14 protein-coding genes are annotated in these 14554 nt (G+C 41.2%); 1 reads left to right on the top strand and 13 read right to left on the bottom strand.

Annotation, left to right across the window (positions count from 1 at the left end; genetic code table 11):
• Positions 1 to 2: 2 nt before the first annotated feature.
• Positions 3 to 1379, top strand: a complete 1377-nt coding sequence (locus tag ACTNDS_RS02800; RefSeq protein ID WP_441033429.1) for an MATE family efflux transporter — start codon at positions 3 to 5, stop codon at positions 1377 to 1379.
• On the opposite strand, the gene ACTNDS_RS02795 is transcribed toward ACTNDS_RS02800, so the two are convergent.
• From ACTNDS_RS02795 to ACTNDS_RS02735, 13 genes are all read right to left on the bottom strand, one after another.
• Positions 1360 to 1788, bottom strand: coding sequence for an SseB family protein (locus tag ACTNDS_RS02795; RefSeq protein ID WP_019163046.1), 429 nt, complete (start codon positions 1786 to 1788; stop codon positions 1360 to 1362). The genes ACTNDS_RS02800 and ACTNDS_RS02795 overlap by 20 nt on opposite strands.
• 57 nt (positions 1789 to 1845) lie before the next feature.
• A complete protein-coding gene (locus ACTNDS_RS02790) occupies positions 1846 to 2181 on the bottom strand; it encodes a hypothetical protein (protein ID WP_019163047.1) in 336 nt (111 codons plus the stop codon).
• A gap of 88 nt (positions 2182 to 2269) precedes the next feature.
• Positions 2270 to 2587 (bottom strand): YbjQ family protein, encoded by a 318-nt coding sequence (locus ACTNDS_RS02785; protein WP_019163048.1) that lies wholly within the window; start codon positions 2585 to 2587, stop codon positions 2270 to 2272.
• The gene (locus ACTNDS_RS02780; protein WP_195565315.1) at positions 2568 to 3209 is read right to left on the bottom strand and encodes a MerR family transcriptional regulator; all 642 of its coding nucleotides are present in this window, start codon (positions 3207 to 3209) and stop codon (positions 2568 to 2570) included. The genes ACTNDS_RS02785 and ACTNDS_RS02780 overlap by 20 nt, the downstream gene beginning before the upstream one ends.
• 153 nt (positions 3210 to 3362) lie before the next feature.
• Positions 3363 to 4523 (bottom strand): Na+/H+ antiporter NhaC family protein, encoded by a 1161-nt coding sequence (locus ACTNDS_RS02775; protein WP_441033424.1) that lies wholly within the window; start codon positions 4521 to 4523, stop codon positions 3363 to 3365.
• A 90-nt stretch (positions 4524 to 4613) separates the two neighbouring features.
• Entirely contained in the window at positions 4614 to 5468 is an 855-nt protein-coding gene (locus ACTNDS_RS02770; RefSeq protein WP_441033421.1) for a YitT family protein, read from the bottom strand.
• Positions 5469 to 5655: 187 nt separating this feature from the next.
• Complete coding sequence (locus tag ACTNDS_RS02765; RefSeq protein ID WP_441033418.1) at positions 5656 to 6309, bottom strand: zf-HC2 domain-containing protein; 654 nt, start codon at positions 6307 to 6309, stop codon at positions 5656 to 5658.
• Between the two features lies 1 nt (position 6310).
• Positions 6311 to 6820 (bottom strand): RNA polymerase sigma factor, encoded by a 510-nt coding sequence (locus ACTNDS_RS02760; RefSeq protein WP_025580248.1) that lies wholly within the window; start codon positions 6818 to 6820, stop codon positions 6311 to 6313.
• 21 nt (positions 6821 to 6841) lie between these two features.
• Positions 6842 to 7138, bottom strand: a complete 297-nt coding sequence (locus ACTNDS_RS02755) for a hypothetical protein (RefSeq protein ID WP_055058326.1) — start codon at positions 7136 to 7138, stop codon at positions 6842 to 6844.
• Between the two features lie 409 nt (positions 7139 to 7547).
• Entirely contained in the window at positions 7548 to 8390 is an 843-nt protein-coding gene (locus ACTNDS_RS02750) for a nucleotidyl transferase AbiEii/AbiGii toxin family protein (protein ID WP_441033413.1), read from the bottom strand.
• 70 nt (positions 8391 to 8460) lie between these two features.
• Positions 8461 to 9084, bottom strand: a complete 624-nt coding sequence (locus tag ACTNDS_RS02745; RefSeq protein WP_025580240.1) for a DUF6088 family protein — start codon at positions 9082 to 9084, stop codon at positions 8461 to 8463.
• Between the two features lie 294 nt (positions 9085 to 9378).
• Entirely contained in the window at positions 9379 to 13818 is a 4440-nt protein-coding gene (locus ACTNDS_RS02740; protein ID WP_441033409.1) for a hypothetical protein, read from the bottom strand.
• Positions 13811 to 14551 (bottom strand): DUF6063 family protein, encoded by a 741-nt coding sequence (locus ACTNDS_RS02735; RefSeq protein WP_441033407.1) that lies wholly within the window; start codon positions 14549 to 14551, stop codon positions 13811 to 13813. The genes ACTNDS_RS02740 and ACTNDS_RS02735 overlap by 8 nt, the downstream gene beginning before the upstream one ends.
• Positions 14552 to 14554 lie beyond the last annotated feature (3 nt).

Below are 14554 nucleotides of genomic sequence, written 5' to 3'. Positions count from 1 at the left end.
TAATGAAACGAATTGATTTTGAAAACGGAACTGTAACCAACAATATATTAAGCGCTGCGCTTCCCATGCTGGCAGCGCAGATATTGAATCTTTTATACAACATTGTGGACCGTATCTATATCGCCAGAATCCATGATATAGGAACAACTGCACTTGGCGCTGTGGGCTTATGCTTTCCGATCATCATGATCATTACTGCTTTCAGTAATCTCTTTGGTTCCGGAGGTGCACCAATTTTCTCTATCAACCGCGGAAAAGGAGATTCCAGGACTGCTGACATGATCATGAATACTGCTTTCACCATGTTATGTGGAAGTGCTGCTGTGCTGATGCTGATCGGATTTCTTTTTGCCCGCCCCTTACTGACTCTGTTTGGTGCTTCAGATGATGCTCTGGTTTATGCGTATCCCTATCTGATGATTTACCTTCTGGGTACTCTCCCTTCCATGATAGCAACAGGAATGAATCCTTTTATCAATGCACAGGGATATGCCATTATCGGTATGCTGTCAGTAACAGTCGGTGCAGTGACAAATATTATTCTTGATCCAATTTTTATTTTTGTTCTGGATATGGGGATTAAGGGTGCAGCGATTGCTACTGTCATCTCTCAGATTCTCTCTGCCTTGCTTGTATTTTATTTTCTTCATGGAAAATCAGAATTGAAGGTAAGATGGATTCATATAAATGAGATTTCTGAGTGCACCAGACATGCCAGGGATATCATCAGTCTGGGGTCTGCCGGATTTATCATGCAGCTGACTAATAGCCTGGTAAGTATCTGCTGCAATAATGTTCTTTCCGTGACAGGCGGTGATATTTATATCTCTGTCATGACTATTATATCCAGTGTTCGCCAGATGGTGGAGACACCTATCCATGCGATCAATGAGGGAACCTCTCCTGTTCTCAGCTACAATTACGGAGCCAGACGTCCTGACAGGGTAAAGAAAGCAGGGGTTGTTCTAATCATTATGGTTCTGATTTATACAGGTATCATGTGGAGCGTTATTCTCATTGCCCCTGAATTTCTGATCGGGATCTTCAGTTCAGACAAACTGCTATTAAAGGATGCAGTTCCTGCACTGAAGCTTTACTTCGCAGCCTTTATTTTTATGGATCTGCAGTATATTGGTCAGACAGTGTTTAAATCATTAAATAAAAAAAAGCAGGCGATTTTTTTCTCCCTGCTTCGTAAAGTATTTATCGTGGTTCCGCTGACTTATTTCCTGCCCTATGGATTACACATGGGTACAGATGGCGTGTTTATGGCAGAGCCGGTATCCAATGTGATCGGTGGTTCTCTGTGCTTTATTACCATGCTGGTTACAATATTGCCTGAATTAAACAAAATGGGAACTATATATTTCCCAGAATAATATTAATCAGGTTCTTATCCAACATGATCGTCCGATTCCATGGGTTAAGAATAATTCCCTCAATCTCATTTACCTGTAATGCTGAATGAAAAAGCTGATCTATGTCTGTCAGAAAAGTGGATTGTACGCTTCCGCCGCCTTTCAGTTCTTCCTCAAAGCTTGTAAATGCCGCCCACCAGACTTTTCCATCTCCGGTTTTCACTGTGCCGATCCGGAGCTGGTTGTCTCCTGTGGGCGGTTCTACTGAAAGGATAAACTGGCCGTTTTCTCTCATTCGTCTACGGATTACAGTCAGTGTATGTGCCAGCATTTCCTGAGTGGCTTCCTGCTGCAGAGCAGCGATCGCCTGCTCTATTTTTTCATTTCCCTGAAGACCTTTGTCCTGATTTACATTCTTATTATCGCTCATATTAATATCTCTTTTATGCCTTTCATCGTTTTATTTCCAGTGCATTTTCTGAATTTTTCAGCTTTTTGATGGCTTTCTCAGGATTTCATGCGGTGCCTCTATCTCATTTGCCAGCGTATGTTCTGTCAGCTCTGATAACAGTTTCAACTTCTTATTGAGCAGAGGCCGCATACAGTTAGGAACATGTTCCTGGTGTGCTCTGTGGATTGCCACACATTCCTTGCAGTTTCCGTGATAACGACAGGCCTTCTGGCAGGAACAGTGATCCTTCTCCTTGTATTCTTCACGAAATTCTGCCGCGAATTCCTCCTGCAGACGCAGACCCTCTGCGCGGTTTCCTTTATGAAACTCAGCCATTGCGTCTAATTCCTTCTGATTTCCTTCAATCTTCATACGTTAAATTTCCTTTCCCAGCCTTCATTACGGATTTTCTGCTTTACTTAAGATCTCTTTATGCGTTCTCTGCTCTTGTTCTTAATTTTTAATCCTGTTTATACTTCACTGCAGTTCCATATGCGATCACTTCTGCTGCCCCTGACATTACCTGGGAGGAGCCGTATTTTACACCGATCACAGCATCCGCATTCATCTCTTTAGCTTCATCTACCATACGCTTGGTGGCAATCTGTCTTGCCTCATTGAGCATTTCCGTATAACCTGTGATTTCCCCGCCTACCAGAGTCTTCATCCCTGCCATAAAATCTTTTCCTACATTTTTTGTCTGTACAACTGTTCCCTTTACAATTCCCAGTGCCTCAAACTCTACACCCGGAATGTATTCAATACTTAGAAGCTTCATCCTCTTCTCCTCCTTCAATCTCTTTCATGCGTCCTGCAAGTGCTGCCAGGATTCCTCCGATGATCACAACCGGTATGGCGATCAGAAATATCAGCAGTCCGGTTGGTATGGGATCTTGTGTATTGGCCCACAGCATAAGCCCTATCACAAATCCCATAAACAGGATCATGACTACTGCTCCAATGATCGCTCCTGTCCTTCTTTTCTTACGGATATCTGTTTTCTTTATATCCATAAACCTTGCACCCTCTTTCTCCATCTGCTCGATTTCTTCCAGACAGTTCTCGGCATTCAAGGTATCCAGGGACTGATGCTCTGCAATCAGGCGCTCACACATTTCCTGCATTTTCACAAGGCCCTCCCTGCGGCGTTCCAGTTCTCCCAGGTGCTGTTCCAGACAAAACTGCAGGCTTTTCCTCTTTTCAAAAAGAGCTCTCATCTCTTCTATGGAAATATCCATCTTCCGGAATAATTTGATTTCCTGAAGTCTGGCAATGTCTGCCCTATGATATTCCCGGTATCCGTTCTCTGCACGCTCCACATTCAGGAGACCCTGCTCTTCATAAAAACGGATATTCTTTCTGGTGATGCCTACCAGCTCTTCCACCTGTTTGATCTTCATTCTGTTACCTCTTGCTTTCCTGACAGCAGATACAGCCGATCCGCTGCTCTACTGCCCTGTCTGTGCTTCCTTTATACTGCTTCCACAAGGAGGAAGGTCAAGTATTTTTTGAAAGAAATTGAAAAAAATATAGCTTCCGGCAGGGGGAATCTTTTAAGCTCCTGTACGGTCTGAACCTCTCATAATTGTGATCAGAGAGCTGAACAACAATAACATGGGATAAAACAATTTCGGCATGATCTGAAATGCAGAAATCTCATCACCCAGTTCGTTCACTGCTGAGATTGCAACCAGCATCTGTGCACCATATGGAATCACTCCCTGGAAAACACAGGAAAAAGTGTCCAGTATGGAAGCTGTCTTTCTCGGTGTAATCCCATACTCCTCTGCCATTTCCTTTGCGATAGGGTTTGCCATTACAATTGCCACTGTATTATTGGCAGTGGCAATATCCATAGTTCCTACCAGAAGTCCCATTCCAAGCTGTCCGCCCTTCTTTCCGCGGAAAATTTTATGGATCCAGCCAAGAAGTGCATCGAATCCACCATACTCACGTATCAGCGCACACATGGCAGCTACCAGAATCGCCACCATACAGGTCTCAAACATTCCAGATACACCGGATCCCATATTTTTCAGGATCTCTACAGGTGTGGTATGTCCTCCGATCAGCATAATAAATGCTCCGGATACGATTCCTGTCAGCAATACCACAAACACATTGATCCCAACAATTCCTCCGATCAATACCAGCACATACGGTATTACCTGAGTCAGATGATAGGGCTGGATCACACGGCCCTGGATTTCTGTCTGAAATGACAGGATCAGGATTAAGATCAGTGTGGCAACGGCTGCCGGAAGAGCGATCCAGAAGTTCTCCCTGAATTTGTCTTTCATCTCACATCCCTGACCATTACATGCAGCAATCGTTGTATCTGAAATAAAAGAAAGATTGTCCCCAAACATGGCTCCTCCCATAACAGAAGCCACACAAAATGCCAGATCAAATCCTGATGCTGTGGAAACTGCTGCTGCAATCGGTGTCAGAAGGGTAATGGTTCCCACAGAGGTTCCCATAGCCACAGACACAAAACAGGCAACTATAAACAGCACAGACACTGAAAATCTGAAATCCAGTGCTCTGTTCTGCAGACAGGCAACCAGGATTGCAGCAAGAAATGCTACTACAATAGGCACATTATAAAATCCCATGGGGATTTCCATCACATACTCAAACAAAATGCCCAGTCCAAGATATAATACAAGAAATACACCAATTGGAAGCAGGGCAATTCCTTTTCCTTTTTTCATCTTTTATCCTCTTTCTACCATAATCTCTTTATGGTTATATAATCACCCTGCTATTTTAGCATACCCTCAGTTTTCCTGCCATAATATTTCTCACAGCTTGGGCTGATAACGCATATCCGATACATTGTAAACCGTCACAAAGGCCTTTGGATCTTCATGATTGATGTAAGCCATCAGCTTCTGATATTCTGTTTTGTCTACGATCGTGATGATCTCATTGCGTTTCTTCATATTATAGGCACCTGTCGCTTCATAGATCGTCGCTCCGCTGTGCAGATCTTCGATAATGAATTTACGCAGTTCTTCCTCTTTCTGAGTGATGACGCAGACACGACGTTTAATATTATGGTCAAAGATAAAGTGATCCAGAACCATTCCATTAAAGTATGTTCCGAGAATACTCAGCACCACTGTTTTCTTATCGTATACAAGTGCTGCGGAAAGAGCCACACACATACCGGAAAGAGACATTGCTTTTCCCAGTTCCATGTGAAGATATTTGTTCATGATCTTTGCCACAATATCCAGTCCGCCTGAGGATGCATTTCTGTTAAAAAGAATGCTCAGTCCTACGCTGACCACCAGGATATAGCACAGCACATCCAGCTCCTGACTGTTGGTCATAGAGCCAAAATTCGGAAATACTTTCTCAAATAATCCGAGAAATAAAGGCAAAACGATGCTGGTGTAAACCGTTTTTACGCCAAATTCGCGTCCGCAGGTGATGAAGCCAATAATCAGAAGTACCACATTCAAAATCATAGTGATTGCAGACAATGGTAAAGGTACAAAGTTTGATAACACGATACCAAGACCGGAGATACTGCTTACAGAGGTATGGCTCGGCACCAGAAAGAAATAAACTGCTGCCGCAATGATCGCTACCGCACCTGTCAGGATCAGCACTTCCTTTATGATATCTGCATAATTTAGTTGTTTTTTCATAGTTAAGTTTCCTGTCTTTCTTTCCATATTCTTGTTCTATTGTAACATATGGAAAGAGAATGTCCATCAGCAATTACAAAAAGAGGCTGCCTTCCATGACAACCTCTTTATAAATCCTTATAACCTATAGAAATCTCTAAAATTCGCTTTCATATTTTAGAGCGTGTTTGAAAAATACTCTAATATTTTATCCTAACGGCTCTGTATGTTCTTCAGATAAATAAGCTTTCTGTTCTTCCTCCTGAGCTTCCCAGATTGTTGTTGTCGTTCCATCCTTATCTACATACACTTCTTTTATCTCATCTTTTTTCAGAATATCATGAAGATGATCATATGGATAAAAAATACAGCTTACATATTTTTCCCACAAGCTCTGTTCAAAATGGATAGTCATTACACCTGTTTCCCTGTCTAAGGATGTTCTCCAGCGATAATTTCCTTTTATATTCGTTTTATATTTTACTTCATCTTTATTATCCTTAACAATAGTTATCCCTGCATCTTTGTAGCTGATATATGTAACGTGTTTATTCATAAAAGTGAACACTGCCACAAAGCAAATTACGGTTGCTGCTATGGAAAGCAGGATTGTTTTTATCTTTCTTTTCTTTAAAAATTTTCTGAAATTCTTCAGGTCATTTGCTTCATTGCTGCTTTCTTTTGTCTGCACTGAAACCTTCATATCATTTTCAAGGTCTGTCTTTGTTTCATGGTATACCCGCTGGCAGATTTCGCAGTTTTGCAGGTGTTCTTCTACAAGTTCTTTTGTGTCATCACTTACCACATCATCAATGTATAATGGCAGAATATCCTGGATCACATTACAGTTTATTTTTTCCATGTTACTTTTCCTCCTGACTTATCTGTGCTCTTATCATCTGTCGTGCACGATGGCAGGTTACTCTTGCCCACCCTGCACTTTTCTGATAGCATTTTCCGATCTGCTCAAAGGAGAGCTCACCGTATATCCGCAGGTGAAATACTTCCCTGTAGGGTTCCGGTATCAGTTCTGCATAGCGTTTGAGATTCCGAACTGTCTCATCCTGCACGATCTGGTCCAGTACGGCCGGGGATGTATCCTGCATGGAATCCTGCATTATTTCTGAAAATTCTTCACCCACATAGATTTTATTTCGCCTGCAATAGCGGAAATATGTATTCTTCGCAATTACAAATAGCCATGCGCGGATATCCTTCCGGCCATCAAATTTCTCAATATTATTCATTGCCTTCAGGAATGTTTCCTGGGTGATCTCCTCTGCCAGACTTTCATTTTCGGAAAGTGCCCGGATATAGAGAAAGACATCATGGAAATACTTCCGGTAGATTGTTTCGATTTCTGATTTCTCCATTCCCACTCCTTGTATTTTTTATTATCCTACTGCATCTTTCGGGATTTTTAATGGTCCGGTCTGGCCGATCGTGGTGCCATCCTTATCCAGAATATAACCATCTTTATCCTGATATGACCCTGCCGGCGGTGTCCACATAGATCCATCTGACGACCTGATCTGTCTTCTTCCATTGAATGTCTGAACACGGTTCTGATTTTGTTGTATCTGCATTGAATATGCACGGCTGCTCACCTGAGTATCACTGTCTGTATCAGATGCACAACCTGATAAACCAACCATAACTGTCAGAATGAATATTCCTAAATATCGTTTCATGATAATCCTCCTGTCTGCTGTATCATTATTTTATCTGATGTCTTTCTATATAACTAAGTCACATACAGAAGAAACGTTACAGGAAAATTTATATTTCGATATTTTAACCGAAGCAAGTAAGTCCCCTGTGAAGGTTGCAGAAAACAATAAGCAGTGGATGGGGACTTGCTTGTAACCTATTTCTGATAAATTACCCGATATAGGTATAGAAGTTATAGATGTGTACAATCAATTACAAAAAGATTCCGAACGTACATTAGAAAAACAGGGAGATAAATTTCTTATCTCCCCAAACTAACGATTCGCATTTTAAGTTGCGAAGCACTTATAGCAATTCCATAAATTAAAGGTTTATACTCATGTAGTTCTTATGATATTCCAAGCACCTGATCTATAGCAAGTATGGTTTTTATATCAGTGGATTTCGTAATATACTTCTAACCAAATCAATGTAGTTCAGCTTTACCGTTTCATAGGAAATATTGTCAGAAATCAATTTCATAGTTGAATCAGCATAATCATCAGCATAAAAATCTTCTCTTATGAGTTTTTCTGCTACAGCCAGCAGATCAACATCCTCCCTGGCAGACGGGGTTATTTTAATATCCATGCCTGATCTGTGCTTTCTAACATCTGCAAAGAGCCTTTTGAAATCATCATCTATTGAAATATAATTTTTCAGCTTAAAGATATCATATAAGTGTCTGGAATTTCTCGTTGCTCTTCCTACCATATAATAATCACACACAGCAAAAATTTTATCTATAATTGTTCTGGATAGTGCCTGTGTCTTCATCTTAAATGGTTCTAACCCATAGTCTCTCAAGATCTCCGCTTCTTCTGTTGCGAGACAATCAAATATTATACTTGTAATTTCCTTTTCTTCTGTTGGATAAGAATACGACATCAATGCTGTCTCCAGCTTCACATATGGTCGCAGACCTCTTTTATCTTCTGAGCAAACTGAATCATATAAGAAATCATAGTGATTATAGTCCTTATCGCTTTCAATAAACTTCCAATTATCAATTGCTAAGTCTAAATCTTCGCTAATTGGTTGTAATAACTGATATTTGATTTTCTTTCTTCTGGCTTCTCCCAAATGTTCTTCAAATGTAATATCAATATCCTCTGAAAAACGGTCTATAGCATGATAAGCCTTGGAAAGGGATGTTCCACCCTTAAACACCACATTAGGATTTCTCTGTACAAGTTCTTTTAATATCATTGTCACATAATAATCTTTTTCCACGATACTTTCATCTATGCCCGTTCACTCTGATACCGTTACAATAATATCCCTCAACAATTCCTTATCATCTTTATGCAAATACATCATCCAACCTCAATTCATAATAATATTTAAATATTGCAATCGGAAACTCTCTTATATAACTATCCACGTCTTTTTTTGTGATGCCATGTATCCGCACAAATTGAGATACTTTATCATGAGCCACATCATAGCTTTCATCCAGATACACATCCAGATTCTTTAATAAGTCAAGTAACTGCAGCACATAAACATTTTCTTCATTTACCGGAACCACTGGCTTTCTTACAATGAATGTTCTCTTTCCAATTGGAACTTCTCTTACTTTTGCAGCCATATTGTTGCTGACAATCTCAACTTTATTGGGAACCTGCGTTGAAATTCCCAACTGATTGGCAAATGTATTTCCCGAATAGAAGCCATCTACTTTCCCACCTCTGGAAACATATTTGTATCTGGCAACCGTATCTGCATTTACACCTACACTTGTTTTTAATCGTGATTTCTTAGGCAAATAATAAATGCCGTTCTCATATTTCTGCAGTTTTCCTTCATTGCATAACTTTTTTAACTGCTGGTTTACTGCAGATTTTGTAATTCCCTTAATCACTATATCAGAAAAGAATATAGGCTCTGCTTCCTTATAATTGTTTTTCAAAAATTCATATAGCATAAACCTCTCTCCTTCTATCTAAATATTTGTAACCAGTTAAGTTATTTTTGTTAATTATATTCTATTCTTATTCTTAAGCTCTGTCAATGTTATTTTGATAGCTATTGTTAGTGTATCCAGAGCAAAATAAAACATAAAAAAATCTTTCATTCTTTTCTCTGGACAAATAAAAATACGGCATCACACAGACCGGCTCATGTGATACCGTAATATTCTTTCTTATATCTTCAGCACTCGCAATCACAACCTGCAACGATAATAATATGACACACAGAATGATTGCTGTAATTTTTCTTAAAACAACAGCTCCATCTGATCCCCCACTTCAATTCTTGCAGTGACAAGTTCATCCGGTTCTTTCCCTCTTTTATGTTCAGCTTTCAGATACTGCGTACCGCCTCTCAGACTTGCAACGATCAGATTCAGCACATATATATTGTCAAAACGATTATAGATGGACTCTCCGCCCAGACCGGTAAGACAGATAAGCTGTGTGTTGCTCTTTTTTGCCATATCCATCAGTGGGATCAGCAGATGGGAGGCATTGGTCTGTGCGAACGGGTTGTCCATGATCAGAACCTTTCCCTCATTTTTATCTGCAAAAATGTCCGTATCATCCCGTCTCATATAATACAGAAGGCTAGACAGGATTACAAATGCAGACAGGAATCCTTCTCCGCCTGAGTTTCTGGAAACCTCCTTCCAGGTAATCGGATACTCTCTCTGGGCTTCGATCTTATAAAGATGAATCTGTACATTTCCGATTCCTACCACCTGATCATAGAGATTTCTGGTAGTAATACCGGAACCGAAAAACTCCTGTGCGTTCTCATTTTTCTCGAAAAGTTCCACGCCTTCCATAGTGATCTTATCAATAAAGTCTTCCAAGCGCAGACGGTAAAGCCCTGCATTTTCTTCCCAGTCCGGAAGCTGGATCTTTAACATTTTGATATTTCTTTCCCTGATGGTGATGGTTGAATTATGGTCGATTTTTCCAAGGTTACTGTGGATTTCCCGGACATAATCCTCCAGAAGTTCTGTGATACGTTCCTTCTCCCTTTCTACTACAGAAATATCGACCTCCAGCTTCTCCATAAGGCTGTCATAGGACTGCACTGTAGTTTTTAACTGAGTCAGGACACGCACTGCGTCATCGGAAAGCTCCAGCATCTGTTCCAGCGGTTTCCTGTAAAAATCATCCTGAAAGCTTTCCATACGGACAATCTTATTCAGTGTCCGCACCAGTTCTTCCTTCTTCTGTCTGGTATCCCGCATTTTCTGATTATAATCCCTGATCAGGATTCCCTTGCAATTTCTTAATTCTTCCGCAGACAGATTCTCCGAAACCGGCTCATGGTCTTCTGCGTCTACAGGAATCAGTTCATTATACTCTGATAAAGCAGTCAGATTCTCTTCATAGCTGCGAAGCTTTCCGCTTAAAAACTCCTCCTGTTTCTTCTCTTCTTTCTTCTCATAAAGAAGCTGGTTTTTCCTTGCCTGAAAATCCTGTCCCTGAATCTCATCCTTTGGCAGAGGTTTCTCCATACCGCAGACAGAATGAATTCTTTTTGTCAGTTCGCTGATCTTACTCTGGGCCACTGCTGCCTTTTTGTCTGCATCATTCCACTGCATATCCTTTGTCTGGATTTTTCTGCGGAAATCTTCCAGCACACCCTCCTGGTGTGACTCTTCTTTTCTGTCATAGATCACGCCGGACCACTGTTCAGGCTTTAAGTGATATTTTTTCTGAAGATAATCCAGGTCTTCCTTTTCCCTCTGGTAACGTGCGGCAGATCTTCTCTCCTGCTCTTCCAGATTCTTCAGTTCCTGTGAAAGAACAGAGGTGATTGCTTCATAACGTGCTTCCATCTGCTCCGTTGACATGCTGTCAAATCCAAACTGCTGGCTCTGCTGTTTCCTGACCTCATCTGACTCTCTGCTGCCTACCTCATATGACGCATATCTGGTATATTTTTCATCCAGTTTGTCTTTTTCTCTCTCCAGCATATTCAGATTATGCTCCAGAGTCATTTTCTCCTCCAGAAGCTTTTCCTGTCTGTCCTTTGCAAGCTTCTGATTTTCCCGGAAACGAATTTCATCCTTTTTACATTTTTCAAGCTCATTTCGATTACTTTCATAGAAAGCGTAATCTTTTTCCAGCTGGGAAAAATCTTCCAGACGCTGTTTCTGACGGTCAATTTCTGCAGCGGATTTTATGAGCAGATTCTGCAGCTTTTCATGTGCTGTTTTCAGGCTGTCAAGCTCCTGTGCTGCATCACGGATATCCTTTTCCAGAGATTTTTTCTCTTCCTCAAGAGTTTTCAGAAGCTCCTGGATTTCTTCCCATTTTTCTTTTGTCACAGATTGATTTTTCAGGGTTTCCTGACGCTGAAAATACTCTGCGTATTCCTTTTTGCGCTGATCTACAGCCTGATTTAGCTTCTCCAGTTCTTTCTTTTTCTCCCAGATCATTGCCTGAAGCTTTTCTTCATCCAGGAGGTTTTCATTAAACAGAATATAAAAGCTGATTCCAGGGAAATTTACGATTTTGTCTGTGTACTTTTCCTGAAATTCTTCTATTTTCTCACGCTCTACAATAGGCACAGGGAAGGATGTGCAGACGTTTCTGTCGTTTCGTCCCAGCTTCTCGATTTCCTGACGGGTAAGGATCAGAGCATATGGCAGAAATGGATTCTTACGGACCAGCATCTGGTTTTTCTTCTGGGAGTATCCGTTCTTTTTCAGCCATTCCATACCATAAACTGTGTGGATTCCCAAATCATCCAGTTCTTTCTCCAGCTCCTCAGGAAGCTCCAGGACCTTTCCGCTGGTAAGGCTTAAATATTCTTTTTCCAGAGAATCCTCTTCTTTTTCCAGATTTCGCCGCAGCTCCTCCAGCTCACGCAGCTTTCGCCCAGAGTTCTCCAGTATCCTGTCAGTATCCAGAAGATAGCGTTCCTCCATATCCAGATATTTCAGGATATTCTTCCTTATTTCCAGTTCATTCTGATAGAGCTGATAGGTATGTTCCTGGTTCTCTGTCTCTGACTTTTTATGAATCAGAGCCTCTTTCTTATCCTCCAGACTGCGCTCCTGACGTCGTATCAGTTCCTTGTCAGCTTCCCATTTCTTCTGATTTTCTGTACGTTCCCTCACTGTTTTTTCCAGTTCCTGTTCGTACATCTGTCGACGGATTTCCAGTGTTCCGGCTTCATAGATTCCCAGAATATTTCGTACTAATTCTTCCTGATACTTGGCATTATACTGGTTTTCCAGACGGGTATAGGATTCTATCTGACTTTCCAGTTTTCCTTTTCTGCCAAAGCAGTCACGGATCTTTTCTTCCAGTTCCTCGGATCTTTTCGCCTCATCCTGTGCTTCTTTTCCCTTTTTCTGTATATTTTCAGACAGGTTTTCCTGCTGTTGTCTGTTATCCTGAATACGTTCTTCAAAAATGTTTTTCAAGGTCAGGCCAAGTACTTTTCTCTCCGGCTCCAGATCAGCTCCCTGCTGTCTGGCAACTGCGATTTTCTCCCTGAGAAGATCCAGTTCCCCTTTTTCTTCTGATACAGAATCCTGCTGTCTGGCACATTGGAGAATATGAAGCTTCTTCTCTGTCTGTTCTGCCTGTCCCTGAAGGTTTTCACGCTCCATATCGATCATATCACGATTTCCGATATGAAGATTCTTCTCTTCCTCATAGTCATAGACCTGGCTGGAAAGCTCCTCGTATTCTACTCTGGAAAGCTTTTGATCCAGACCTTCCAGCACTTCTTTTGCATGATCATGAGCTTTCTCAGTCTGGCTTAAGAGTCCATTTACATCATGGATAAACCAGGCAATTTTATTCTGCTGTTTTCCTTCCTCTGTCTCCGCATTCTGATACTCTTCTGCCTGAGTCTGAATCCCATTTGCTTCTTCCTTAAACTGACGGATCGTGTCTCGCCGTTTGATTTTGGAACGGTTATCCTTATACTGTCCTGCATATTTTTCCAGAATAGACTGGAACTCTTTAATGCGGTTTTTGTCCTTATTCAGCTTGCTCTCAATAGCCTCAAGAAACCATTTTTCTGTCAGTCCTTTTTCATCTCTGCAGTCAGCAAAAAGATCTGACAGACCGGATTCCTTCAGATTGATTTTCTTAATAATGGTTTCCCATTCTTTATAATTAATCTGATATTCCATCAGCTTATCGAAGTACTGGCGGGACTGGGCATAGTTTGTCAGATCATAATAAAAGAACTTCATATCCCTGTCTTTTTTGTAGGTTTCAAAAAGCTGCCTGCAGGAGTTAAAATTCTTCAGGATCATCTCTTTTTTGCCTTTTTCCACTACAGGAAGGTGGTGGATATCCTGAATACAGGGGCTCTGATATTCACTGACAATTCCAATAATATCCAGATTCTCTTTTCTGTCCTCTTCCATATCCTGGGATTTTCTGACCATAAGACCTGTGAGAACATAGCCTGCTCCCTGATCCAGTGCCCATTCCACCAGGATAAAGGATGGCTTATTGGTAGTAAAATAGCTTTCAAATAATCGGTCTTTGGTATTGCGATATCTTGGATGCACAAAGGGCGCAGTCAGCATCTGGACAAGAACAGATTTCCCACCGCCGTTCTGCAGAGAGATCAGTGTGCTTTCTCCATTAAAGTGCAGAGTTTCATCGCTGATACGGTATGCATTGTTATTATAATTCACATTGATCAGACGCACTGCATTAATCTTACTCATCTTTTGCCACCCCCAGTACTCTCAGAACCCGCTGGTAATTGTTCTGGTTCAGAAGATTCCAGTCCATAAAATTATCCAGCTTTCTGGTTGTTTTTATCATCTCATCCTGTACTACATACTCGATCAGTCCCTGTTTCTGAAGGAACATCAGAATGTTGTAGATAAAGCCTTCCTTGGTTGTCTTCATCCTGGAACCTCTGTCATCAGACTTCAGAGCCTCATAGGTTTCATAAAGTATTTTGAAAGAAATCCCTGCAGTATCTTTGGGGTTCTTTCCATCTTCCTCCTCTTCAGAGGCAGTCTCTTCTGCTGCCCCTTCCTTCAGACGGGCGGAAAGACAGTTCATAAGCTCTCCCACGCGCATATATTCTCTGGATTTACTGCTGCTTCCCTGTCCGTCAAAGAATTCTACCAGTAATGTAAGGATCACAAACTGCGACAGATAATAATCCTTATCCGTTGCACTGGATTTACACAATGTACCTTTAAGCTGCTGCTTAGAAAAACCAAGGAAATTGTTCTCCTCTTTGGGAATCAGATAAATCACATTCCCGTATCGTTCGATATTGCAGCCGGCGATATCACCCTGAGATTTCACCAGATTCCTGATTGTTTCTTCTTCTGCATATGCCTTATATAAAAGCAACTCATCTTCTTCCCGCAGCTCATGATGTTCCAAGAGATAATAAAATATCTCCTGACTAGTGCGGATTTCCTCTGCTTCGTATGCCATATC

This window comes from Blautia sp. HCP3S3_C12, from assembly GCF_052064155.1.
GTDB lineage: Bacteria > Bacillota > Clostridia > Lachnospirales > Lachnospiraceae > Blautia_A.
The sequence above is the reverse complement of the archived record's forward strand: the minus strand, read 5'-3'. Positions and strand labels throughout refer to the sequence as shown.